The organism is Lelliottia sp., from assembly GCF_045627565.1.
GTDB lineage: Bacteria > Pseudomonadota > Gammaproteobacteria > Enterobacterales > Enterobacteriaceae > Enterobacter.
The window spans coordinates 180811-205781 of record NZ_JAZQNX010000044.1 but is presented as its reverse complement, the minus strand read 5'-3'; the positions used below and the strand labels follow the sequence as shown (position 1 = coordinate 205781).

Sequence of the window (24971 nt, the reverse complement as noted above, 5' to 3'; positions counted from 1 at the left end):
CCTGCGTATAACTTAACGCAAATCCATTTTTACCGTGACGTTACCTTCAAACTGACCAGGTTCCGGCGTTTTTCCGGTAGTGCTGACGGGCGCGGCTTTGATTCGCACCACACCATTTCCTTGATCGTCCATGGGGACCGGGAATTCGAATGTGCCGTCTAGCGCCACATTTTGGTTATTCTCATCATAAATTCGAACGCCTACATCATCCTTATCAAGCATTTTCGCGACCAGCGGCTCGCTGCTATCGACAACCCCCTGATCGGCGGTTAGCGTCAGCTTAATTCGGTCATTATTCCCAATGGCGTTATCATCGCAATGATAAGATATATCGACATTTTTTAGGACGTATCCCTGAGGTGGTCGACTTTTTCCGTTAAATTGCTTGCTCACGATATTGCCAAAATCGACCTCAATCGTGCTGCCCTCATTAATAGTGCAACTTAACGGAGCTGAGAGCGACCCACTCAGCCAGATATTCGACACCTGCTGCGCGCCGGTGGTATCACAACTTCCTGAACCGAAATAGAGGCAGGTATAGTTTTGAACGACGAGGGTAGTGGGGATCGCTTCTTTGCCAATAATTGGTTTTTTGATGTAAAACTTTGCCCCAATCACGTTCAGTTTGAATTTTCGCTTAACTGACGTGGAGTCAGAAGGTCGTGTGCTCGCACTGCATACGCTGGCTGTCCCTTCTTTGGTTTTAATATCTTCAATCGTGTTAGGCATTGATGAGAATGATGTTGGGTACTGATTAATATTCAGCCCGAATAATCCGCCGCCATCAGGCGAGTTGACCGCATCCGTATATCCCCTGACATCGATATCCACTTTATCCGTCAAATATCCATACCCGCTGACGCCTGGCGAAAGGGGGCTACCCGCTAATGTGAGTTCCAGTACAGGCGTGGTGCCAGACATATTTTTTGGACAGCTGCAGTTAGCCTCCATTTCCATCCCATCGCCGACCAAATGATCCACATTGATTTCGTGATGAGTGATGTTTTCGCTGGCGTTTAAATCTCTGTCATAGGTGATGTTGTATTCCTGTGGTGCGTCAAAACAATTGAACAATGTCGTTGCTGCTGGTGTTGAAGCCGAAAAGACGAGACAAAGCAGCGCACCGATGAAGGCGCGAGAAAAGGTTTTCATATCAGTTAACATGTTTCATTCCCTGCTGACAAATTGCGCGGACGGAGCGAATGCCTGTTGGGTTTATCGCATTTTGCGACGGATCCAATGACGCGTTTGCCGTGCAATGCTGGTTAGCTGCATTACCCCATTTGACGTCAAGCTGCACGCTGTCCGATATGCCGGCAAGATAGAGGGTGCCTGTGTCGTCAACGATACCGCTGATAACCGGTGACCGTGCAGTAGCAACTGCACCAAATGGAACGGTTTTGCCATCGTTACGTGTCAAGGTGATAAGTGTGCGGTAACCGACGTGGGCATCAAAACGGGCCACCACACCTGCATTACGTGAAGGAATCACGGTGACGGCTGTGTCGGCAGAATCAACGTTCTCAGGGAGGCTGGTGGTATCAATGCGGATGCGGTTTTCCTGATACGGGCTCAGTGAAGGAATGATGGCATTCCCTTGCCAGTCAGTCTGAATTCCACGTTGATTCTCGAAACGTACGCCTGACGCATGACCTGCATTGACAATGGCAAATTGGTTCCCTAATGGCTGAGCAAGCGTCACCCCCAGAGGATGTGCAACCACTGCCCCGCTAAGACCGTAGCTGAGTTGCTGGGAATTATCAGAAGAGTAGTAATAACCTGCGTTGAGATTGGCATACTGCGAGCGGTAACTGCCGTAAACGCTGCTGGTATCATCCCCATCATGGTTTGAGTGGCTCTGCTGAAGTGAATAGCTTAAGCGCTCGTCATCAAGCAACGTGCCATTCACCCCCACATTTTGTCGTGTGTAACCGTGTTTACTGTTACTTATGTTATAGCTGCTCCAGGCGCGGGGAAGCCATTGACTGAGCGGCATACTTAAGCCGAAAGAAACCATCTGGTCATTTTCACTGTCATTGGTTTCACTATAGGTGTACGCCAGATGGAAACTGATGCTTTTCACGACGGTGTTAAGCCCGGCTGAAATGCTGCGTTCCGTTTGAGAGGTTTTCCAGTAATCCTGCTGATAGCCGTTTAGATAGAGGCTGACGTCGTAAATCTTTTGACTGATGCTTGCCTGAATACGGTTACGTTTGTTGTAGCGAAACAGGTAATCATCTTCATGCTGATCATATTTTTGGTTGGCATCGGCAAAACTGTAGTAGCCACTTGTTGAGTAACGATAGCTGGCCAGGGTGAAGTTAGTGTCGGTCGCATCGACTTTGCCGGAGTAAAGCAGCCGATATGATTGGCCAGTGCTTTTCTCATCATTATCGAGCTGGGCTTTAGCGACCGTGACGTCCGCAGATATGGAGCCCAAAGCACCGAGCGCAATACCGCTACCGGCATTCGCTGCTTGATAGTCCTGCGACGTGGTCACGCCACCAAAGACGGTGAAGTAGTTATTCACACCATAGATGAGACTGCCCTGAGCGAAGACTGGCTCATTTTGATCGCTGCCGCTATCAGCACGATAGCGCGCTGCGGTGAGTTCATACTTAAGGTGATCAGGGCGTTGCATCACGGCGACGCTTGAATAGGGTTGGGTGAAGCGGTGTTCAGTACCGTCCGCTTCTTTTACTGTCACTTCGAGATCGCCGCTGTTGGTCGTAGAGTAAAGGTCATCAATGGCAAAGGCCCCCGGCGCGACGTTTTGCTGGTAAATAAGATAGCCATTCTGACGCACCGAAACTTCCGCATTTGAACTTGCGATACCGCGAATCGTAGGTGCGTAACCCCGCTGACTGTATGGCAGCATCTCTTCATCGGATGCAATGTTGACCCCGCGATACTGCAGGCTATCGAAAACCTCGCCGCGCGTACTGCTCTCACCGCCGGTAAATTGAGCCTTCAATGCATCGATATCATGTTGCAGATAGGTATTAATGGTATCCCAACTGTTCGCATCGTCAGTTTTGCTCCAGGTGGAATAGTTGCGCACTCGCCAGCCCGCAAGGTTAGCGCCGCTACGCATATTCAAGTACTGATTGGTGGTCTTGCTACGCGCATCATCCTCGCTTTGTGAACCGGAAAAACTGTAATCGACAAAGGCAACAGGGACTCCATCGTCCCAACGTGAAGGATCAATGTAATCCCTGCCGTTACTGCTAATCGCCGCTTGCGGAATGCTGAGGTTCAGCGTCATGACGGAAAAATCGAGTTTCGACGCCGCCTGAGGAATGTAATCTCCCAGTGGTTTTGCCAGGGGACGGGTCGCCGCTTGTGATGAAAGTGAAGGATATTTATCAATATCAACTCCCCATTTACGCAGCATTTCGGGTGTCAGTTGCGCAACAAGATCGCCATTTTTATCGCTGAGGTAAGTGATATCAAGATTATCGATAGGGTTATCGTTGATTTTGATTCTTGAAGGGTAGACGCCGGGTAACTGGGCATTAGATTTCGAGAATAAAGACAGGTCGATATCCTGTTGCATCAGCATGTCGCCCTCCAGTGAAGAGGGTGAAAAACGATATTCTCGAGCATGAGCCACAGCCGAAGCCATCATCAAGAAACCGCCTAAATAGCGTACAATGGGATTGAGGCGCAGGCGGCGATGGCTGAGCGAAGGACATAATCCATGAATCATTTTGTTTCGTCCTAAGCCAGTTTGAATGTGTATTGCATTGAGGCATTACCGTAATCTGTTATGCAACGCCAGGTGACGCTTGTACCGGTAGCACCGTCAGGAACAGGGAGGCTGACGCTTGACTGAGGGCTGACCTGATCGGCGCTTTCAATCTTCGTGTTTCCCAATCTCAGGTTGTCAAAAATGCTGTAGAAATCGCCGCTATTCACCACGGTCAACATTTTTCCACTTCGCGTGAAACGAAGTTGCTGGCAGGTCTCACTGGGAGTGCCTTTCAGTCCCTCAGGTCGCCAGAAGAGTTTCAGACGCGTTTTATAAATCAAGCGCAGAACGTTTTTCTGATCGTCTTCCTTTGCCGTTGCCGGGATAGTGCGAATGTTCATGTAGAACAGGGATTCTTTATTCTCTGGAAGCGCTGCGCCATTCCATGCAATACGAAGGCTCTGTTCTTTTTCCGGGTCGAGACGGAATAAAGGGGGGGTCACAATGAAGGGACCACGAGTTTTTCCATCACCCGTATCGGTCCATGATTGCACCAACCAGGGGAGGATGCTGTCTTTATTTATCAGCGGAAGAGAAATCTCTTTTTTACTTGCGTCATAAACTATTCGTGTGCGCCCAATTTGTATACCTGTTGCATAGCAAAATGATGTGGCAAATACCGAAATGCATAATAAAAAAATCACTGAAATACGCATCAACATTCCCTATGAATCACGTTTTTAAAATCAACGGGAGTGATAGCCCGAAGAGGGCTTCAGGCTATCAATAGGAATAACTCCCGAGAAAACGAAAAAAAATATCTCTTTATGGATAATGGAAGCGCTATTAGCGGTAAAGAATATTCACAGTCAAATCACCATCGGCCGGGCCTGCAGTCACTTTTGATGCGAATGATTTATATCTGGCGTTGAAGTTTGATTTAATCTGATCTTCTTTAGCTTCAGGAAGATCAATGTAGATTTGTCCTTCCTTACCATCCAGCGAAAGCAGTTGATCATCTTCCCCTTGAGAGCTGATTGCGATGCCGACGCCGGTTGCCGCGGTATCACCAGTCGTGGTGATCTTGCTCACGTCCAGTAAAGTCGTAGCACCTGTCAGCGTTGTGGGTCCAGTAAAGGTTAATTGAACCTGAGGTAAGCCATCACTTTTTACCGGGCAATCTACGAGGGTGATTGCAAAAGGCACAAGCGTGGACTCATCGCCTGGGGCCGTAAATAAGCTGGTGGGATAGGTTCCGAGAGGAACTGTGCTATCCGTACCATCATCACCCTTAATAGTGCAACTGGGTTCTATGATTTGGCCGGTAAAATGGATAGTCCCGGCATTGGTTTCAGCCGCACAGGCGCTGCCGGAAATAAACGCCAGCATAGTGGCGGCAATGACATTTTTCCTTAAATTCATAAGCTGAAGCTCCGTGATATTTATATCCAGTAGTTGAATGTTTACATCGGGATTTATATAAACTTATTTCATCCCTAACCTCAGTATACAACTTTGTTTATTTCAGGAAAGAGGGTTGTTAATAATTGAAAATTTTAACGGCTCATTTAAAGGTGATTGTAATATAACTTGGCTGGTTTTTGATATTAGTCTGAATTATTAGTTTTATAAATGGCATAACTAGTAGGTATAAATAACGAAGTGGTTTATTTTATTTGTTGATATAACTTAAGGTTAGTGTTGATTTAATGTTTAAAAACACTGATAGAACGGTCCGTTTCTTTAACGCATCATGAACAGTTAAAGGGGGCGATAATAACTATCACTCCAAATTTGGAGTTTTTAGATCGTTCCGACCGTCATCTTTGCTGCATTAAACGGGACAAAAAGGACAAGTTATATGAGCTTTTCCCGCCATTGGTCAGCCGAGGCTCTGGCATGATAAGTCTGACGTAATGGGCAGCGAGCAAGACAGTGGCAGACGATAGCGACGACAAAACAGAAGCCCCCACACCCCACCGACTAGACAAAGCGCGTGAGGATGGGCAAGTCCCCCGATCCCGAGAGCTGACATCCCTGCTGATTTTAATCGTAGGGGTATGCATTATCTGGTTCGGCGGCGGGGCGTTTGCCAACCGGCTGGCGGGTATGCTCTCGGCAGGGTTACGCTTCGATCACAGTATCGTCAATGACCAAAATTTGATCCTCAGCCAGATAATCCTGTTGATTAAAAACGCGATGATAGCGTTGTTACCCTTGATCAGCGGTGTCGTGCTGGTGGCACTGGTATCGCCAATAATGCTGGGTGGTCTGATATTCAGCGGGAAATCGCTGCAACCCAAATTCTCCAAACTGAACCCGTTCCCGGGCATTGCAAAGATGTTTTCTGCACAAACGGGGGCGGAGTTGCTTAAGGCGATCCTTAAGTCAACGCTGATGGGCAGCACTGCTGGGTTTTACCTTTGGCACCATTGGCCAGATATGATGCGCCTCCTCAGTGAATCCCCGCTCACTGCCATGCGTAATGCGATGGATTTAGTGGGTTTCTGCGCGGTACTGGTGGTACTCAGTATTATCCCCATGGTTGGATTTGATGTGTTCTTCCAGATCTATAGCCATATCAAAAAGCTGCGTATGTCACGCCAGGATTTGCGCGACGAATATAAACAGATGGAAGGCGATCCGCATGTTAAAGGGCGTATCCGCCAGATGCAGCGTGCCGCCGCGCGCCGCCGCATGATGGAAGATGTGCCGAAGGCTGACGTTATCGTCACGAACCCGACGCACTATTCTGTCGCTTTAAAATACGACGAAAACAAAATGAGCGCGCCAAAAGTGGTCGCGAAAGGGGCGGGGCTTATCGCGCTGCGCATCCGAGAAATTGGAAGTGAGAACCGCGTGCCGGTACTTGAAGCACCACCTTTAGCGCGTGCTCTTTATCGTCACGCTGAAATTGGTCAGCAAATTCCGGGGCAGCTCTACGCTGCCGTAGCGGAAGTGCTGGCATGGGTATGGCAATTGAAACGCTGGCGTTTAGCAGGCGGTCAACGACCTGAAAAACCTGGCAATCTTCCGGTGCCTGCAGCACTGGATTTTTTGAACGAGAAGGACACTGATGGCTAATTTGGTGGCGATGTTGCGCCTGCCCAGCAACCTGAAATCGGTACAATGGCAGATCCTTGCCGGGCCGATTCTCATCCTGCTAATTCTGTCGATGATGGTGCTGCCGTTGCCAGCATTTATCCTCGATCTACTTTTCACCTTCAACATTGCTCTGTCCATCATGGTGCTGTTGGTGGCGATGTTCACCCAGCGTACGCTGGAGTTTGCTGCGTTCCCAACCATTCTGCTGTTCACAACGTTACTGCGCCTGGCGCTGAACGTCGCGTCTACACGTATCATTCTGATGGATGGCCATACCGGCGGTGCGGCAGCGGGTAAAGTGGTTGAAGCATTTGGCCACTTCCTGGTGGGCGGGAACTTTGCCATCGGTATCGTGGTGTTCGTGATCCTCGTTATCATCAACTTTATGGTCATTACCAAAGGTGCGGGGCGTATCGCGGAAGTTGGCGCGCGTTTTGTGCTCGACGGGATGCCGGGCAAACAGATGGCTATCGATGCCGATCTAAACGCCGGGTTGATTGGTGAAGATGAAGCGAAGAAACGCCGCTCTGATGTGACTCAGGAAGCTGACTTCTACGGTTCCATGGACGGTGCGAGTAAATTCGTTCGTGGTGATGCCATCGCCGGCATCCTGATCATGGTAATCAACGTGGTGGGCGGTTTGCTGGTCGGCGTGCTGCAACACGGTATGGATATGGGCCAGGCAGCGGAAAGCTATACGCTGCTGACGATCGGTGACGGCCTTGTGGCGCAGATTCCGGCCCTCGTCATCTCCACTGCGGCAGGGGTTATCGTTACCCGCGTAAGCACCGACGAAGATGTCGGTCAGCAGATGGTGACGCAGTTGTTCAGCAACCCGAACGTGCTGATGCTCTCTGCTGCTGTGCTCGGCCTGCTGGGTATGGTGCCTGGCATGCCAAACTTTGTCTTCCTGCTTTTCACCGCAGCACTGCTAGGCCTGGCCTGGTGGTTACGTGGGCGTGAAATCAAGCCCGCTGCGGAAATCACTCCTGTTAAAATGCCGGAAAATACGCAGGCGGTTGAAGCAACCTGGAACGACGTCCAGCTTGAGGATTCCCTTGGGATGGAAGTGGGCTATCGTTTGATTCCGATGGTTGATTTCCAGCAGGACGGCGAACTGCTCGGGCGCATTCGCAGTATCCGTAAAAAATTCGCTCAGGATATGGGTTTCCTGCCGCCGGTGGTACACATCCGTGACAACATGGATCTGCCTCCTGCACGCTACCGTATTCTGATGAAAGGCGTTGAAATTGGCAGCGGTGACGCCTATCCAGGGCGCTGGCTGGCCATCAACCCTGGCACTGCGGCAGGAACGCTGCCCGGTGAACAAACCATCGATCCGGCATTTGGCCTGGCGGCGATCTGGATTGAAAGTGCATTGAAAGAACAGGCGCAGATCCAGGGCTACACGGTTGTTGAAGCCAGCACCGTGGTTGCGACGCACCTTAACCATCTTATTGGTCAGTTCTCGGCGGAACTCTTTGGACGCCAGGAAGCGCAACAGTTGCTCGACCGCGTCACGCAAGAGATGCCAAAACTGACTGAAGATTTGGTGCCTGGTGTGGTGACGTTAACCACGCTGCACAAAGTGCTGCAAAATCTACTGGAAGAAAAAGTCCCGATCCGCGATATGCGAACCATTCTGGAAACGCTGGCGGAGCATGCTCCACTGCAAAGCGATCCGCACGAACTGACCGCCGTAGTACGCGTGGCGTTAGGGCGCGCAATCACTCAGCAGTGGTTCCCGGGGACGGGAGAAGTGCAGGTTATCGGTCTTGATACACCGCTTGAGCGTTTGCTTCTGCAGGCATTGCAGGGCGGAGGTGGCCTCGAGCCTGGCCTTGCCGACCGACTGCTGGCACAAACGCAGGAAGCGCTTTCGCGTCAGGAAATGCTCGGCGCGCCGCCGGTACTGCTGGTGAACCACGCACTTCGTCCGCTGCTTTCTCGCTTCCTACGCCGCAGTCTGACGCAACTGGTGGTGCTCTCAAATATGGAACTGTCGGATAACCGCCATATCCGTATGACGGCGACAATCGGAGGAAAATAATGCGCAAATGGCTTTTGATTTTACTTTTCCCGCTGGTGGCGCAGGCCGCCGGAGAGGGTTCATGGGAGGCGAGCAGCATTGGGATCACGCTCAGTAACCGTGGCGTTTCGGCATCGTCGCGACCACTTTCAGCACCGGAGCCAGTGTCAGGATTGATGACGCTTGTGGCCTGGCGCTATCAACTTATTGGCCCCACTCCCGCAGGGCTTCAGGTTCGTTTATGTTCTCAGACGCGCTGCACTGAACTGGACGGAGAAAGTGGTACAACGCGCGGACTGGATGGCGTTCCCGCCATCGAACCGCTGCGTTTCGTCTGGGAAGTTCCGGGCGGGGGACGTTTGATTCCTGCACTCAAAGTTCAAAGTAACCAGGTGATTGTTAACTACCGCTAGTTGCCTGCCTTTTCACCAGCCGTTGGAAGAATCTGACGGCTGGCTCGCAAAAAATGACCCAACCTTTTGATGCAAGAGAAACGCTGTTTTATAAATCAGTGACACGCGTACATAATCTCTTTGCATTATTGCCATTTGTTTCAGTGCGATGGCAGAAACAGAAAGGTATCCCCTTGACGATACTTCTACTGTAGCCGTGTAAAAACTCCCGGATGAGGTTTGCTTCCCAGGGAGTCTCCCAAAACTGAAAGGGTTAACGGCAATGAAAACACGCAAAATAGGACTCTCAAATTACCTCGCTTATGGTTCAGGCGACTTTCTTGGCGCAGGCACGACCGCGCTGACGGCTGCCTGGCTTTTGTATTTTTACACGACCTTCTGTGGACTCACGCCGATTGAGGCGACTTTCATCTTTGCTGCGGCAAGGGTTCTGGATGCCGTTGTCAGTCCGCTGATGGGCTTTTTGACGGATAACTTCGGTACCACCTGGCTCGGCAAACGGTTTGGCCGCCGTAAATTCTTTATCCTGCTGGGTATTCCCTGCGTATTTAGCTACTCACTGATGTGGGTCGGCGATATGGGATTCTGGTACTACCTGCTGACCTATCTGGTCTTTGATATCGTCTACACCATGATTCTGGTGCCTTACGAAACACTGGTGCCGGAAATGACAGACGATTTCAAACAGAAGACCAAATTCTCAGGGGCACGTATCTCCATGGCGCAGATGTCGGCGATTCTGGCCTCTTTCCTGCCGGGTATTTTGCTGACGCATTTTGGCAAAGACAACGCCGTCTCTTTCTTCTACGCAAGCCTGGTGTTCTCCGTACTTTGCGCCGTCATGCTGACTTTCGTTTGGTTCTTTACCTGGGAACGTCCGCGAGAAGAGTGGTCTGAAGCGGCGCTCAGGGCGGAAGAAGAGAAGAAACAGCTCAACCTTGGGCAAAGCCTTAACCGTCTGTTTGTTGAGTTAAGCTCCACTCTGCGCGTAAAGATTTTCCGCCAGCATCTGGGCATGTACCTCGGTGGTTACATTGCGCAGGACGTGTTTAACGCGGTATTCACCTATTACGTCGTTTTCGTGCTGATGCAGGAAGCGTCGATGGCGTCTAACCTGCTGGGCACAATGGCGATCTTCCAGTTCATCGCCGTTATCGCGATGATCCCGCTGTGCATTCGTTTTGGACCCGCGCCGTCCTACCGCATGGTGGTGGTGCTGTTTGGTCTGGCGTCAATTTCCTACGCGGTGCTCTATTACGCAGGGCTTAGCGATGTTTACGCTCTTCTGTTGCTGGTCTCTGCTGTTGCGGGCCTGGGACGCGGCGGAATCAACTATGTTCCATGGAACGTGTACACCTATATCGCGGACGTTGATGAAGTGATCACCGGTCAGCGTCGAGAAGGGATTTTTGCCGGGATTATGACCCTGACGCGCAAAGCCTCGCAGGCGGGTGCCATCATGCTGGTGGGTATTGTGATGCAAATGTCTGGCTTTGTGAGCGGTCAGAAAACACAGCCAGCAGAAGTCAGCCACACGATTCTGATGATTCTGAGTGTAGGCACTATTCTGGTCCTGTTCTGCGGTTTCCTCGTCTCATTGCGCTTTAAGCTCAACCTGCAAACGCACAGCACGCTACGCGAAGAGACCGCCAAAATGCGTGAGTCCGGCCGGGCTATGCCTGAGACCGCCACGCCGCAGGCCCGCGCGACCGTAGAAATGCTGGCGGGAATGCCGTTCGAATCGCTATGGGGTAACAACAATATTGGTTATCTGAATCGCAATAAACCTGTTGCACCTGCGCTGAAGGATCGCGCGGTACTGAACTCGACCTATCACAGAGGATAAGAAAATGAAGGTTTGGCCTGTCAAGCATAGCCCGTTACTGCGTCAACCTGAGCATTTTATTGCCAGGGATGAACTGAAATCGTTGATTCAAAAGGTGACGCACAACCTGGTGAATATTACTGATAAAAACGGCGAGTTTTTACTGCGGCTGGACGATGGGCGCGTCATTGATACTAAAGGTTGGGCGGGGTGGGAGTGGACCCACGGCGTGGGGCTTTACGGAATCTGGCAGTATTACTCCCAGACCGGTGACGAGGAAATGCGTCAAATCATCGACACCTGGTTTGCCGATCGCTTTGCTGAAGGCGCCACCACCAAAAACGTCAACACGATGGCACCCTTTCTTACGCTGGCGTACCGCTACGAAGAAACGAAAAACCCAACGTATCTGCCGTGGCTGCAAACCTGGGCTGAATGGGCGATGAATGACATGCCGCGTACGGACCACGGAGGGATGCAACACATCACTCTGGCAGAAGAAAATCATCAGCAGATGTGGGATGACACGCTGATGATGACAGTGCTGCCGCTGGCGAAAATCGGCAAATTGTTGAATCGTCCCGATTACGTGGAAGAGTCGGTTTATCAGTTTTTGCTCCATGTCCAGAACCTGATGGACAGGGAAACCGGTCTGTGGTTTCACGGCTGGAACTACGACGGGCAGCACAACTTTGCCAAGGCGCGCTGGGCGCGTGGGAATAGCTGGTTAACAATCGTGATTCCCGATTTCCTTGAGCTGGTTGATTTGCCGAAAAACAATGCCGTACGGCGTTATCTGGTGCAGGTTTTAGATGCCCAAATTGCGGCGCTGGCGACGTGTCAGGATGACAGTGGGCTGTGGCATACCCTGCTCGACGACCCGAATTCGTATCTGGAATCATCGGCGACGGCAGGCTTTGCGTACGGAATACTGAAAGCCGTGCGTAAGCATTATGTGAGTGCGGAATACGCCGACGTGGCGGAAAGGGCAATTCGCGGGATAGTGAAAAACATCTCACCGGAGGGCGAGCTGCTACAAACGTCGTTTGGGACGGGGATGGGAAGCAATCTGGAGTTTTACCGTCAGATCCCGCGAACCTCAATGCCATATGGACAGGCGATGGCGATTCTGTGCCTCACGGAATATTTGCGAAAATACTTCTGAGAATAAAAAACCCGGCATGTGCCGGGTTTTTTGTTTCTGCGTTACATACGCTCGACGGTTTCGATACCCAGGGTATCCAGACCTAACTTCAGCGTTTTGGCCGTCAACTGCGCCAGCTTGAGGCGGCTGTTGCGCGCTTCTTCATTATCGGCAGACAGGATAGGACAGTGCTCGTAGAAGCCTGAGAACAGACCTGCGAGATCGTACAGATAAGAACACATCACGTGCGGGGTGCCTTCGCGGGCAACCACGGTCAGCGTTTCTTCGAATTGCAACAGGCGGGCAGCCAGCTGTGCTTCGCGATCTTCGGTGATGACGACGGCGGCGTTTGCCAGCGCGCTTTCATCGATATTGGCTTTACGGAAGACGGACAGCACGCGGGTGTAGGCATACTGCATGTACGGCGCAGTGTTGCCCTCGAAAGCCAGCATGTTATCCCAGTCGAAAATGTAATCAGTGGTACGATTCTTGGAGAGATCCGCGTATTTCACAGCGCCAATACCCACTGCATTTGCCAGTTTTTCCAGCTCTTCGGCAGGCATGTCTGGGTTCTTCTCAGCCACCAGACGGCGTGCGCGTTCCAGCGCTTCGTCAAGCAGGTCGGACAGTTTTACCGTGCCACCCGCGCGGGTTTTGAACGGCTTGCCGTCTTTACCCAGCATCATGCCAAACATGTGGTGTTCCAGCGGAACGGATTCCGGCACATAACCGGCTTTACGCACGATAGTCCAGGCCTGCATCAGGTGCTGATGCTGACGGGAATCGATGTAATACAGCACGCGATCGGCGTGCAGCGTTTCGTAGCGGTATTTCGCACAGGCGATATCCGTGGTGGTGTACAGATAGCCGCCATCCTTTTTCTGGATGATCACGCCCATCGGTTCGCCTTCCTTGTTTTTATACTCATCAAGGAAAACAACCGTTGCCCCTTCGCTCTCTACCGCCAGTTTTTTGGCTTTCAGATCGGCCACAATGCCCGGCAGCATTGGGTTATAAAGACTTTCACCCATCACGTCGTCACGGGTCAGCGTAACGTTCAGACGGTTATACGCGAGCTGGTTCTGGGACATGGTGATGTCAACCAGCTTGCGCCACATTTCGCGGAAGTATTCGTCGCCGCCCTGCAGTTTTACAACGTAGCTGCGCGCGCGTTCGGCGAAAGCAGCGTCTTCGTCGTAATGTTTTTTCGCTTCGCGGTAAAAACCTTCGAGGTCAGCCAGCGCCATTTCACCGGCATTTTCCTGCTGCTGTTTCTCAAGGAACGCGATCAGCATGCCGAACTGCGTTCCCCAGTCACCCACGTGGTTAGCGCGAATCACTTTATGGCCGAGGAATTCCAGCGTGCGGACAGCGGCATCACCGATAATAGTGGAACGCAGGTGACCGACGTGCATCTCTTTCGCCACGTTAGGGGCCGAGTAATCGACCACAATCGTTTCGGCCTTCGGCTGAGCAACACCCAGACGTTCGGACTTCAGCGCGGCGTCAACGTGGCTTGCCAGGAAGGCAGGATCCAGGAAAATGTTGATGAAGCCAGGGCCTGCAATCTCAACCTTGTTGGCGATGCCATAGAGATCCAGATGAGTCAGCACCAGCTCAGCGAGTTGTCGCGGCGGCATGCCCAGTTTTTTAGCCACTGCCATCACGCCATTGGCCTGATAGTCGCCAAACTGTACTTTTGCTGACTGACGAACCTGTGGTTCGCAATCCGCAGGCGCACCTGCGGCAATCAGTGCCTGACTGACTTTTTCGGAGAGAAGAGCCTGAATATTCACCTGGATACCTTACCTTTTTGAAGCGGATGAGCGACAACCCGCGCCAGTTTAAGAATTTAGGGCGGGAGTATACTGCAAATGGCACCTGGCGTCAGCATTGCACCGCCTCAAGAGCGTGCAGAAAACAAGCGATGAAAGAGTGCATAAGCATGCAACGGTAAAATCCTCAAAACTGCGGTTGGTTGACGGGAGCCAACAGAGTAAATTAGCGACTTTGCGACACGATAAGAGACCTTCTGATGACGAACTGGCAATCCATTGATGAACTGCATGATATTTCCGCAGATCTTCCGCGTTTCACTCAGGCGTTCACAGAACTTGCCACTCAGCTTGGGCTGGATATTGCCCCCCTCGACGCGGATCACATTTCTCTTCGCTGCCATCAAAATGCGACGGCGGAGCGCTGGCGTCGTGGGCTTGAACAGTGTGGCGAACTGTTGTCTGAAACCGAAATTAACGGTCGTCCTATTTGTTTGTTTAAGCTTCACGAACCCGTGTGCGTTGCGCACTGGCAGTTTAGCGTTGTGGAATTGCCGTGGCCGGGCGAAAAACGTTACCCGATTGAGGGCTGGGAGCATATTGAAATTGTGTTGCCGGGTGACCCCGAAACTCTGAACGCCCGCGCACTGGCCTTATTGTCAGATGAAGGTTTAAGCAAGCCGGGTATCTTTGTCAAAACCAGCGCACCGAAAGGGGCTCGCGAGCGATTGCCTAATCCAACGCTGGCGGTGACAGACGGCAGGGTGACCGTGAAATTTCACCCGTGGACCCTTGAGCAAATCGTCGCGAGTGAAGCTTAAGTCACATAAGTTTGTGAACTCACGCGACGTCCGTCGTTTTGCGGCGTGGCATGATGGTACGTTAACGTCAATTTTAAGGAGGATGTTTTGGCGCTTTTAGAGATCTGTTGTTACAGCGCGGAATGCGCGGTAACGGCGCAACAGTACGGAGCCGATCGCATTGAATTATGTGCGGCGCCAAAAGAGGGCGGGTTAACGCCGTCATACGGCGTACTGAAATCGGTTCGCCAGAACGTGACAATCCCGGTACACCCGATTATTCGCCCGCGTGGCGGTGACTTTTTCTATTCATCGGGTGAATTTGACGCCATGCTGGAAGACATTGCGATGGTTCACGATCTGGGCTTCCCGGGGCTGGTGATTGGCCTGCTGGATGAAGATGGCAATGTCGATATGCCGCGTATGCGGCAGGTTATGACGGCCGCGAAAGGGATGGCGGTTACCTTTCATCGTGCGTTTGATATGTGCCGAAATCCGCCGCAAGCGTTTGATAAGTTAGCGGAATTAGGAGTGGCACGTATCCTGACATCGGGGCAGGCATCGTCTGCTGAAAAAGGAATAAAATTAATTACGGAACTTAAAGCACAATCAGGTGTTCCAATAATCATGGCAGGCGCGGGTGTCCGTGCCAGCAATCTGGAAATCTTTATCAACGCCGGGGTTGAGGAGCTTCACAGCTCTGCAGGCAAATGGACGCCTTCACCCATGCGTTATCGCAATACAGGATTGTCAATGTCGACGGATGCCGAAGCGGATGAGTATTCCCGCTATGGCGTAGAGGGAGAGTCGGTTGCGGTAATGAAATCGATAATTGAGCGTCATCACGTGTAGCAACGTACCGATTTTTACCGCGCATCATCTTGCCCAATATGATGCTTGCTTGTACCAGGCCCCTGCAATTTCAACAGGGGCCTTTTTTTATCGTTTTTTCCTGCCACCGATACTGTTTTTACGGCTTCGTGGCGATCAACACTGCGCGCATAGGCGCAGGATAGCCTTCGATCGTTTTTGTACTGTCGTTCGGATCGAGGAACTCAGCCAGGGATTCGGTGGTCAGCCATTCCGTGCGTCGCTGCTCTTCAGTCGATGTGACACACACATCGGCGATACGCACATCCACAAAACCACACTTCTCCAGCCAGTTTTTCAACGCCAGGGCGGAAGGAATGAAATAGACATTGCGCATCTGCGCATAACGGTCGCCCGGCACCAGCACCGCATTTTCATCACCCTCGATCACCAGCGTTTCCAGCACCAGTTCGCCGCCGTTGACCAGCTGATCTTTCAACTGCCATAAATGCTCGAGCGGTGAGCGGCGGTGATAAAGCACGCCCATCGAAAAGACCGTGTCAAAAGCGGCCAGAGCAGGAAGCTGCTCGATGCCCAGCGGCAGCAGGTGGGCGCGCTGATCGTTACCCAGCAATTTACGCACGGCTTCAAACTGACACAGGAACAGTTGCATCGGGTCAATACCGACGGCCAGGTGCGCACCAGCACCGATCATGCGCCACATGTGGTAACCGCTCCCGCAGCCCACGTCGAGAATCGTGCGACCGGTCAAATCCGACAGATGAGGCACGACGCGATCCCATTTCCAGTCGGAACGCCATTCAGTATCAATATTCAGGCCGTAAAGTGAAAACGGTCCTTTGCGCCAGGGCATGAGATTGCGCATTAATTTATCGAGGCGCAGCAGTTGCCCATCGCTCAGCGGCTCTTCGCTTTCAGCCGTTACGCTGTGCAACAGATCCAGTTTATATGGCATCATTTCCGGTAAAAACTCGACGGCATTGCTCCACTGCTTAAACTGACCGTGCAGCTGTTCGCGCTGCCAGGCAGCAACCTGTGCGGGCAGTGTTTCAAGCCAGTGGGAGAGATGGTTTTTAGCGATAAGCTGATAAAAATTGCTGAACTCAATCATGCCTGACCGCCTTTCAGTGCCACCAGAGAACCAAAATTGAAGCACTGGAACCACAATTCGCTGTGTTCAAAACCGGCTTTATGCAAACGCGCCTTATGGGCTTCGACGGAGTCGGTCAGCATCACATTTTCCAGCATGCTGCGTTTCTGGCTGATTTCCAGTTCGCTGTAGCCGTTAGCACGCTTAAAATCATGGTGCATGTTGAAAAGCAGTTCACCCACGCTGGCGTCTTCAAAGCTGAATTTTTCAGACAGGACCAGCGCGCCGCCGGGATTGAGCCCCTGATAAATTTTGTCCAGCAACAACTGGCGATCGTCGGGTTCCAGAAACTGCAGAGTAAAATTGAGAACGACCATCGAGGCATTTTTGATCTCGACATTACGGATATCGCCTTCAATCACTTCGACCGGCGTGGGCGCTTTATAGGCGTCCAGGTGACGACGGCAGCGCCCAACCATGGCGGGAGAGTTATCGACAGCGATAATTTTGCAACCGTCATGATGCACGTTACGACGAACGGACAGCGTTGCCGCGCCCAGCGAGCAGCCCAGGTCATAGATCTGCGTGCCGGGCTGAACGAAACGCTCAGCCAGCATGCCGATCATAGAGATAATATTGGAGTAACCTGGAACAGAGCGCTGGATCATATCCGGGAAGACTTCGGCTACCCGTTCATCAAAGGTCCAGTCGCCCAGACTGGCGATAGGCGCGGAAAAAAGCGTGTCGCGATCGGTCATAACGTAAAAATCCGGGAAAAATAAAGTGGCGTATTGTGCGCTAATGAAACGAGAAAACCAACTCCCAAGGCATATACCACAGGTTTGCCAGCACCATCAGTAACAGTGAGCACCAGGTTGCGCTCATGCCGGAACGACGCCAGCGGAATAAGCGGTGGTGAAAACCGTAGTAATGCATGATACGCCCGGCGATCAACAGCAGACCGCAGACGTGAACCATCCAGGTTTCCGCGCCGTCCATTTCCATGAGCAGGAGCAGAATTAATGCAACAGGAATATATTCCACGGCATTGCCGTGAATGCGGATCGCGCTTTGTAATTCTGAAAATCCACCGTCACCGTAAGAGACACGGTATTGCATTCTCAGGCGCACAACATCGAACGAAAATTTAATCAGTAGTAATGCACCTAACACCGCGTACAGCGCGCTGACCATACAAACTCCCTGTTGTTTTGGCAGATGGCACTTCTATGATAGGGGCTGATTTCAGAAAAGAGAAGATTGTTGTGGGATGGCGGGGGCGGGGCCGAGAGACGGAGCGGCAGCCTGCAAGGCTTGCCAAAGAGCATCGACCAGTTCAGGGGCCTGAGCAATGTCCGGTGTATGCAAGAAAAGATACGGTGTGGTGGTCTGTTCCCATTTCGGCAACGTTTGTAGCCAGACGCCAAACAGTTCGCGATTTTGCTGCATGTTATCGCTGCCGATAAACCTGACCATCGGGTTGTTGGCGGTGACAATCGCGTGAACCGGCACTTTCGGCTTTTTGCGCTGGGCCTCAATAATGGCTTCATTATGAGGAATAGCACTGTGCACTGGACGGCTATCTAAAATCACGCGATTGACGCCGCGTTCGTGTAAGCCACGATTCAACGCTTTTTCAGCTTCGCCTTTCGCGAAAAACTCCGGGTGTCGAACTTCAACGCCATAGCTAAAGTCGCGGGGCAGGGCATCGAGAAATTGCCACAGCGCAGGTAAATCTCGCGGACTAAAGGTGGCGGGCAGTTGCAACCAGTACTGTCCGATTCGATTTGCCAGCGGTGACATTCGTTCCAGGAATTCCTGCGTAAGATCACCGCAGTTTCGCAGCGCGGCGTTGTGAGAAATCGTCGCCGGGAATTTAAAGCAAAAGCGAAAATCATCGGTCGTTTGCTCGCGCCAGCGTTCAACAATTTCTGCTCTGGGAAGTGCGTACAGCGTGGTGTTGCCCTCGACGCAATTAAAGTGTCGGGCATACTCTTCGAGGCTAGTAATGCCAAGACGCACCCATTTAGGGTGCGACCATTGCGGGAGGCCCAGATAAATCATAACGCGCTTAAAATCTCTTCCGTCGTGCGCACGCGACCGATACGCGGGAAAATATTTGTCATGCTGCCCATATGCTGGTCAGTCGTGGCTGCGCTGCAGGCGTCTTCGGCGATCACCAGATTAAAGCCCATCTCCCAGGCGTTTCGCGCGGTGGATTCCACACCGATGTTCGTGGAGATGCCGCACAGAATAATGGTGTCGATCCCGCGACGGCGTAACTGCAGCTCTAGATCGGTGCCGTAGAACGCGCCCCACTGGCGCTTAGTGACTTCGATATCGCTATCTTGCTTGCCCAGCGCGAGCGGGTAATCCCACCAGTTGTCCGGCAGCGCCTGACCTGGGGTCTGCGCATCAACAGGTTGCTTCAGCGCTTCGGCAAAATCCGCAGACCATCCCACACGCACCATTACCACGGGTGAACCGGTTTCGCGGCACATCTCAGCGAGTCGCGCACTGCGGCTGACGACGTCCGCCGCCGCATGAGGGCCTCCGGCGAAGGGCAAAATGCCTTCCTGTAAATCAATCACCACAAGCGCGGTTTTGGTAGCATCCAGTGTGAACATGTTAACTCCAGTCAAATAATTAGCTTAGGTAACACCTTACGACGAGAAACCCTGTTGAAGATCGGATAATTTTGTTAATTTTTGTGAGAATGCGCAATAAGAGTGCAGCAATCGCGCGTCTGGCGCGCTTCTCTCTTATCGTACGGCGGAATTTCCAGTATAATAGCCGCCTTTTTTCACCTATTAGTGACATACAGAAAGCTGCGACATAGTAGCCTGTAAAACAGGCGACATTTAGCCTGCGGCTAAATTAAGGGATATCTCATGCGTACAGAATATTGCGGGCAGTTACGTCAGTCCCACGTCGGACAGCAGGTGACCTTGTGTGGTTGGGTCAACCGTCGTCGTGACCTTGGTAGCCTAATCTTCATCGATTTACGCGATCGTGAAGGCATCGTTCAGGTGTTCTTCGATCCGGATCGTGCAGAAGCGTTAAAACTGGCCTCCGAACTGCGTAATGAGTTCTGCATCCAGGTTACCGGCACCGTGCGTGCGCGTGACGAAAAAAATATCAATGCGGACATGGCAACCGGTGAAATCGAAGTGCTCGCGTCCGATCTGACCATCATCAACCGTTCAGAATCGCTGCCGCTTGACTCCAACCACGTCAATACCGAAGAAGCGCGTCTGAAATTCCGTTATCTGGATCTGCGTCGTCCGGAAATGGCTCAGCGCCTGAAAACGCGCGCCAAAATCACCAGCCTGGTGCGCCGCTTTATGGACGATCACGGTTTCCTGGATATCGAAACCCCGATGCTGACCAAAGCCACGCCAGAAGGCGCGCGCGATTATCTGGTCCCTTCACGCGTCCATAAAGGCAAATTCTACGCGTTGCCACAGTCTCCTCAGCTGTTTAAACAGTTGCTGATGATGTCTGGCTTCGATCGCTACTATCAGATTGTAAAATGCTTCCGTGATGAAGACTTGCGCGCAGACCGTCAGCCTGAATTTACCCAGATCGACGTCGAAACCTCCTTCATGACTGCGCCGCAAGTGCGTGAGCTGATGGAAGCGCTGGTTCGCAGCCTGTGGCTGGATGTAAAAGGTGTGGATCTGGGTGATTTCCCGGTCATGACCTTTGCTGAAGCGGAACGTCGTTACGGTTCTGATAAACCGGACCTGCGTAACCCGATGGAGCTGGTGGACGTTGCTGACCTGCTCAAAGCGGTTGAGTTTGCGGTCTTCTCCGGCCCGGCTAACGATGCGAAAGGCCGTGTGGCTGCACTGCGCGTTCCTGGCGGCGCAAGCTTGAGCCGTAAACAAATTGACGACTACGGCAATTTCGTGAAGATCTACGGCGCGAAAGGACTGGCGTATATTAAAGTCACCGAACGCGCGAAAGGCATTGAGGGCATTACCAGCCCGGTTGCTAAATTCCTGAACGCAGAAATCGTTGAGTCCATTCTTGAGCGCACGGGCGCACAGGACGGCGATATGATCTTCTTCGGCGCGGATAACAAAAAAGTGGTTGCGGATGCACTCGGTGCGCTGCGTCTCAAGCTGGGTAAAGACCTGAGCCTGACCGACGAAGCCAAATGGGCGCCGCTGTGGGTTATCGACTTCCCAATGTTTGAAGACGACGGTGAAGGCGGCTTGACCGCAATGCACCACCCGTTCACCTCCGCGAAAGACATGAATGCCGACGAGCTGAAAGCAGCGCCAGAAACCGCGATTGCTAACGCCTACGATATGGTTATTAACGGCTATGAAGTCGGCGGCGGTTCAGTGCGTATTCACAGCGGTGAAATGCAGCAGACTGTGTTCGGCATTCTGGGTATCAATGAGCAAGAGCAGCGCGAGAAGTTTGGCTTCCTGCTGGATGCGCTGAAGTACGGTACTCCGCCACACGCGGGTCTGGCGTTTGGTCTGGATCGTCTGACGATGCTACTGACCGGCACCGATAACATCCGTGACGTTATCGCCTTCCCGAAAACCACTGCCGCTGCGTGTCTGATGACCGAAGCGCCAAGTTTCGCTAACCCGGCATCTTTAGCTGAGCTGGGTATCGACGTGGTGAAGAAGGAAGAGAAAAACTGATATGGCCTTTAAGCGTCCCGTTTCGGTGTTAGTCGTCATTTTTGCAGCCGACACCAGACGGGTGCTGATGTTGCAGCGGCGCGACGATCCTGATTTCTGGCAGTCGGTAACCGGCAGCCTGGAAGAGGGAGAAACCGCGCTGCAGGCCGCCGCGCGCGAAGTAAAGGAAGAGGTCCTGATTGATGTTGCCGACGAGCAACTGACCTTGATGAACTGCCAGCGCACGGTGGAGTTTGAAATTTTTAGCCATTTACGTCATCGCTATGCGCCGGGAATTCAGCGCAATACGGAATCATGGTTCTGTCTTGCGCTGCCCCACGAACGGGAAATTGTGTTCACGGAACATTTGACCTACCGCTGGGTTGATGCGACAGAGGCCGCGGCGCTCACCAAGTCGTGGAGCAATCGGCAGGCGATTGAAGAATTTGTAATTAATGTTAATTAATTTCCGAGCATTTTAGTTTCCGGCAAGGCGGTAAAGCCGTTAATCGCCAGGCGCTTACTTCAGTAAGTGACGGGCTTAAGCAGGCGCAGCCAACGCATCTGGAAGTTGAAAGGCGAAGGATAATTTTGGAGAACTTTTTATGGCAGGTCATAGTAAGTGGGCCAACACAAAGCACCGCAAAGCGGCACAGGATGCCAAGCGCGGTAAAATTTTCACAAAGATCATTCGTGAGCTGGTGACAGCAGCGCGTCTGGGCGGCGGTGATGCGGGTTCCAACCCACGTCTGCGCGCGGCTATCGATAAAGCGCTGGCGAACAACATGACGCGTGACACCCTGAACCGCGCCATCGCGCGTGGCGTGGGCGGCGATGACGACGCGAACATGGAAACCATCATTTATGAAGGTTACGGTCCTGGCGGTACAGCGGTTATGGTCGAGTGTTTGTCTGACAACCGTAACCGTACCGTTGCCGAAGTGCGTCATGCCTTCACCAAAACCGGTGGTAACCTGGGCACTGACGGTTCCGTAGCCTATCTGTTCAGCAAGAAAGGGGTTATCTCTTTCGATGCGGGCGATGAAGATGCGATTATGGAAGCAGCGCTTGAAGCCGGTGCTGAAGACGTTGTGACCTTTGATGACGGCGCGATTGATGTCTACACCGCGTGGGAAGAGATGGGCGCTGTGCGTGATGCACTGGCTGCTATGGGTTTGAAAGCGGATAACGCGGAAGTGTCCATGATTCCATCAACCAAAGCGGACATGGATGCGGAAACCGCGCCAAAACTGCTGCGTCTGATCGACATGCTCGAAGACTGCGATGACGTGCAGGAAGTTTACCATAACGGTGAAATTTCTGATGAGGTTGCAGCGACTCTCTGATGAGAGCCTCTGAACCCCTTACAGGAGATGCGTGATGTCGATTATCCTCGGGATTGACCCCGGCTCACGCATCACCGGTTATGGCGTTATTCGCCAGGTCGGGCGTCAGTTAACCTATCTTGGCAGCGGATGCATTCGCACCAAAGTTGATGATTTACCCTCTCGTCTCAAGTTGATTTACGCGGGCGTGTCGGAAATCATTACTCAGTTTCAGCCCGACTTCTTCGCCATCGAGCAGGTGTTTATGGCGAAAAATGCCGATTCAGCACTGAAATTGGGCCAGGCGCGTGGCGTCGCGATCGTTGCGGCAGTCAACCAGGATTTGCCCGTGTTCGAATATGCTGCGCGTCAGGTCAAACAGACCGTGGTAGGCACTGGCGGTGCTGATAAAAGCCAGGTGCAGCACATGGTGCGTACCTTGCTTAAACTCCCGGCAAATCCGCAAGCGGATGCCGCGGATGCGCTGGCCATTGCGATAACGCACTGTCACGTAACCCAAAACTCCATGCAAATGAGTGACTCTCGGCTCAGTCTGGCGCGAGGCCGGTTACGATAATCACAAATCAGGCTGGATAAACATCCAGCCTTTTTTTATGATGGCGGTAAATCTTTAGCCCTTTACGCAGGAGCGTCATGTGATTGGCAGACTCAGAGGCATTATTCTTGAAAAACAACCCCCGTTAGTCCTGCTTGAAACAGGAGGCGTGGGGTATGAAGTCCATATGCCGATGACCTGTTTCTATGAACTTCCGGACGCGGGCAAAGAAGCGATCATCTTCACCCAATTTGTTGTGCGTGAAGATGCGCAGCTGCTGTATGGTTTCAACAACAAGCAGGAACGCATGCTGTTCCGTGAACTGATTAAAACCAACGGCGTTGGACCGAAACTCGCGCTGGCCATTTTGTCCGGCATGTCTGCGCAACAGTTTGTGAATGCCGTTGAGCGTGAAGATCCCGCTGCACTGATTAAACTGCCGGGCATTGGCAAAAAAACCGCCGAGCGACTGATTGTCGAAATGAAAGACCGATTTAAAGGCTTGCATGGCGATCTGTTCACGCCAGCCGCCGATCTGGTGTTGACGTCTCCGAACGGCCCAACGTCAGACGACGCGGAGCAAGAAGCGGTGGCTGCGCTGGTTGCATTGGGCTATAAGCCACAGGAAGCCAGCCGTATGGTGAGTAAAATCGCCAAACCCGACGCTAACAGCGAAACCCTGATTCGTGAAGCGCTACGCGCTGCATTGTGAGGTAAAGGATGATTGAAGCAGACCGCCTGATATCGGCAGCCAGCAACCAGCCAGAAGATGTGGTGGATCGTGCCATTCGCCCTAAGCTTCTGGAGGAGTACATCGGCCAGCCGCAGGTACGCTCGCAAATGGAAATCTTTATCCAGGCGGCGAAGCTTCGCGGTGAAGCGCTCGATCATCTGCTGATTTTTGGCCCGCCAGGGCTGGGGAAAACCACGTTAGCGAATATTGTCGCTAACGAGATGGGCGTTAATTTGCGTACCACGTCAGGCCCGGTGCTGGAAAAAGCAGGGGATTTGGCGGCAATGCTCACCAATCTTGAGCCGCACGATGTTCTGTTTATCGACGAGATCCACCGCCTCTCGCCAGTGGTCGAAGAAGTGCTGTATCCGGCAATGGAAGACTATCAGCTGGATATCATGATTGGCGAAGGCCCTGCGGCGCGCTCTATTAAAATCGACCTGCCGCCGTTTACCCTCATCGGCGCGACGACGCGGGCAGGTTCCTTGACCTCACCGCTTCGCGATCGTTTCGGTATTGTGCAGCGTCTTGAATTTTATCAGGTGCCCGATCTGCAATATATCGTGGGTCGCAGCGCCCGGTTTATGGGCCTGGAACTCAGCGATGAGGGCGCATTAGAAGTGGCGAAGCGCTCTCGTGGTACGCCACGTATCGCCAACCGTCTGCTGCGGCGTGTGCGCGATTTTGCCGAAGTGAAACACGACGGTACGATCTCCCTGGACGTCGCGGCTCAGGCGCTGGATATGCTTAACGTTGATGCCGAAGGTTTTGATTACATGGATCGCAAACTGCTGCTGGCGATTCTGGATAAATTCTTTGGCGGGCCGGTCGGGCTGGATAACCTGGCGGCGGCGATTGGTGAAGAGCGCGAAACGATTGAGGACGTTCTGGAACCCTATCTGATTCAGCAGGGCTTTTTGCAGCGCACCCCGCGTGGACGTATGGCGACGGTGCGTGCGTGGAACCACTTTGGCATCACCCCTCCGGAAATGCCTTAACTTTTTTTTACCC

At 52.4% G+C, this 24971-nt stretch carries 23 protein-coding genes; 13 read left to right on the top strand and 10 right to left on the bottom strand.

Translation table 11 applies throughout. The features are described 5' to 3' along the window. Window positions 1-12 precede the first annotated feature (12 nt). From ACKI5T_RS21115 to ACKI5T_RS21100, 4 genes are all read right to left on the bottom strand, one after another. Window positions 13-1164 (bottom strand): fimbrial protein, encoded by a 1152-nt coding sequence (locus tag ACKI5T_RS21115; protein WP_407439983.1) that lies wholly within the window; start codon window positions 1162-1164, stop codon window positions 13-15. Beyond that, window positions 1154-3709 carry a fimbria/pilus outer membrane usher protein gene (locus ACKI5T_RS21110; RefSeq protein ID WP_407439981.1) on the bottom strand — a complete coding sequence of 852 codons (2556 nt, stop codon included), beginning with the start codon at window positions 3707-3709 and terminating at the stop codon, window positions 1154-1156. The genes ACKI5T_RS21115 and ACKI5T_RS21110 overlap by 11 nt, the downstream gene beginning before the upstream one ends. 11 nt (window positions 3710-3720) lie before the next feature. Beyond that, window positions 3721-4407: a molecular chaperone gene (locus ACKI5T_RS21105; RefSeq protein WP_407439979.1), complete on the bottom strand. Its 687-nt coding sequence runs from the start codon at window positions 4405-4407 to the stop codon at window positions 3721-3723. A 130-nt stretch (window positions 4408-4537) separates the two neighbouring features. Continuing rightward, window positions 4538-5113 (bottom strand): fimbrial protein, encoded by a 576-nt coding sequence (locus tag ACKI5T_RS21100; RefSeq protein ID WP_407439978.1) that lies wholly within the window; start codon window positions 5111-5113, stop codon window positions 4538-4540. Window positions 5114-5626: 513 nt separating this feature from the next. On the opposite strand from ACKI5T_RS21100, the gene flhB reads away from it, so the two are divergent. From flhB to ACKI5T_RS21075, 5 genes are all read left to right on the top strand, one after another. Continuing rightward, window positions 5627-6775, top strand: a complete 1149-nt coding sequence (flhB, locus tag ACKI5T_RS21095) for a flagellar biosynthesis protein FlhB (protein ID WP_015959449.1) — start codon at window positions 5627-5629, stop codon at window positions 6773-6775. Continuing rightward, window positions 6768-8846 (top strand): flagellar biosynthesis protein FlhA, encoded by a 2079-nt coding sequence (flhA, locus tag ACKI5T_RS21090; RefSeq protein WP_407439977.1) that lies wholly within the window; start codon window positions 6768-6770, stop codon window positions 8844-8846. The genes flhB and flhA overlap by 8 nt, the downstream gene beginning before the upstream one ends. Continuing rightward, window positions 8846-9238, top strand: coding sequence for a flagellar protein FlhE (locus tag ACKI5T_RS21085; protein WP_407439975.1), 393 nt, complete (start codon window positions 8846-8848; stop codon window positions 9236-9238). Before flhA ends, ACKI5T_RS21085 begins: the two co-directional genes overlap by 1 nt. Before the next feature lie 262 nt (window positions 9239-9500). Further along, window positions 9501-11084 carry an MFS transporter gene (locus ACKI5T_RS21080; protein ID WP_407439973.1) on the top strand — a complete coding sequence of 528 codons (1584 nt, stop codon included), beginning with the start codon at window positions 9501-9503 and terminating at the stop codon, window positions 11082-11084. Between the two features lie 4 nt (window positions 11085-11088). Beyond that, window positions 11089-12228: a glycoside hydrolase family 105 protein gene (locus ACKI5T_RS21075; RefSeq protein WP_407439971.1), complete on the top strand. Its 1140-nt coding sequence runs from the start codon at window positions 11089-11091 to the stop codon at window positions 12226-12228. A 41-nt stretch (window positions 12229-12269) separates the two neighbouring features. Here ACKI5T_RS21075 and argS read toward each other — a convergent pair whose 3' ends face one another. Further along, on the bottom strand, window positions 12270-14003 hold the full coding sequence (gene argS / locus ACKI5T_RS21070; protein ID WP_407439970.1) for an arginine--tRNA ligase: 1734 nt from the start codon (window positions 14001-14003) through the stop codon (window positions 12270-12272). 239 nt (window positions 14004-14242) lie between these two features. Between argS and ACKI5T_RS21065 the strand changes: the two genes are divergently transcribed. Both ACKI5T_RS21065 and cutC read left to right on the top strand, forming a co-directional pair. Next, window positions 14243-14803: a VOC family protein gene (locus ACKI5T_RS21065; protein ID WP_407439969.1), complete on the top strand. Its 561-nt coding sequence runs from the start codon at window positions 14243-14245 to the stop codon at window positions 14801-14803. Between the two features lie 87 nt (window positions 14804-14890). Beyond that, window positions 14891-15634, top strand: coding sequence for a copper homeostasis protein CutC (cutC, locus tag ACKI5T_RS21060; protein ID WP_407439967.1), 744 nt, complete (start codon window positions 14891-14893; stop codon window positions 15632-15634). Window positions 15635-15752: 118 nt separating this feature from the next. Here cutC and cmoB read toward each other — a convergent pair whose 3' ends face one another. The 5 genes from cmoB to ACKI5T_RS21035 are packed head-to-tail and all read right to left on the bottom strand — an operon-like array spanning window position 15753 to window position 19330. Next, window positions 15753-16724, bottom strand: coding sequence for a tRNA 5-methoxyuridine(34)/uridine 5-oxyacetic acid(34) synthase CmoB (cmoB, locus tag ACKI5T_RS21055; RefSeq protein ID WP_407439966.1), 972 nt, complete (start codon window positions 16722-16724; stop codon window positions 15753-15755). Then, window positions 16721-17461: a carboxy-S-adenosyl-L-methionine synthase CmoA gene (gene cmoA / locus ACKI5T_RS21050; protein ID WP_407439964.1), complete on the bottom strand. Its 741-nt coding sequence runs from the start codon at window positions 17459-17461 to the stop codon at window positions 16721-16723. Before cmoA ends, cmoB begins: the two co-directional genes overlap by 4 nt. A gap of 40 nt (window positions 17462-17501) precedes the next feature. Further along, window positions 17502-17897, bottom strand: coding sequence for an MAPEG family protein (locus tag ACKI5T_RS21045; RefSeq protein ID WP_015959439.1), 396 nt, complete (start codon window positions 17895-17897; stop codon window positions 17502-17504). 51 nt (window positions 17898-17948) lie between these two features. Beyond that, on the bottom strand, window positions 17949-18767 hold the full coding sequence (locus tag ACKI5T_RS21040; protein ID WP_407439963.1) for a DUF72 domain-containing protein: 819 nt from the start codon (window positions 18765-18767) through the stop codon (window positions 17949-17951). Beyond that, window positions 18764-19330, bottom strand: a complete 567-nt coding sequence (locus ACKI5T_RS21035) for a hydrolase (RefSeq protein WP_407439961.1) — start codon at window positions 19328-19330, stop codon at window positions 18764-18766. Before ACKI5T_RS21035 ends, ACKI5T_RS21040 begins: the two co-directional genes overlap by 4 nt. A gap of 264 nt (window positions 19331-19594) precedes the next feature. Here ACKI5T_RS21035 and aspS point away from each other — a divergent pair, with 264 nt between their 5' ends. The 6 genes from aspS (at window position 19595) to ruvB (ending at window position 24958) form a co-directional block, all read left to right on the top strand. After that, window positions 19595-21367, top strand: a complete 1773-nt coding sequence (gene aspS, locus ACKI5T_RS21030; RefSeq protein WP_407439959.1) for an aspartate--tRNA ligase — start codon at window positions 19595-19597, stop codon at window positions 21365-21367. A gap of 1 nt (window position 21368) precedes the next feature. Next, window positions 21369-21812 carry a dihydroneopterin triphosphate diphosphatase gene (gene nudB, locus ACKI5T_RS21025; RefSeq protein WP_015959435.1) on the top strand — a complete coding sequence of 148 codons (444 nt, stop codon included), beginning with the start codon at window positions 21369-21371 and terminating at the stop codon, window positions 21810-21812. A 139-nt stretch (window positions 21813-21951) separates the two neighbouring features. Beyond that, window positions 21952-22692: a YebC/PmpR family DNA-binding transcriptional regulator gene (locus ACKI5T_RS21020; protein ID WP_015959434.1), complete on the top strand. Its 741-nt coding sequence runs from the start codon at window positions 21952-21954 to the stop codon at window positions 22690-22692. A gap of 34 nt (window positions 22693-22726) precedes the next feature. After that, window positions 22727-23248 (top strand): crossover junction endodeoxyribonuclease RuvC, encoded by a 522-nt coding sequence (gene ruvC, locus ACKI5T_RS21015; protein WP_407439957.1) that lies wholly within the window; start codon window positions 22727-22729, stop codon window positions 23246-23248. Between the two features lie 79 nt (window positions 23249-23327). Next, window positions 23328-23939 (top strand): Holliday junction branch migration protein RuvA, encoded by a 612-nt coding sequence (gene ruvA, locus ACKI5T_RS21010; protein WP_133630016.1) that lies wholly within the window; start codon window positions 23328-23330, stop codon window positions 23937-23939. An 8-nt stretch (window positions 23940-23947) separates the two neighbouring features. After that, window positions 23948-24958 (top strand): Holliday junction branch migration DNA helicase RuvB, encoded by a 1011-nt coding sequence (ruvB, locus tag ACKI5T_RS21005; protein ID WP_407439955.1) that lies wholly within the window; start codon window positions 23948-23950, stop codon window positions 24956-24958. Window positions 24959-24971: the final 13 nt, after the last annotated feature.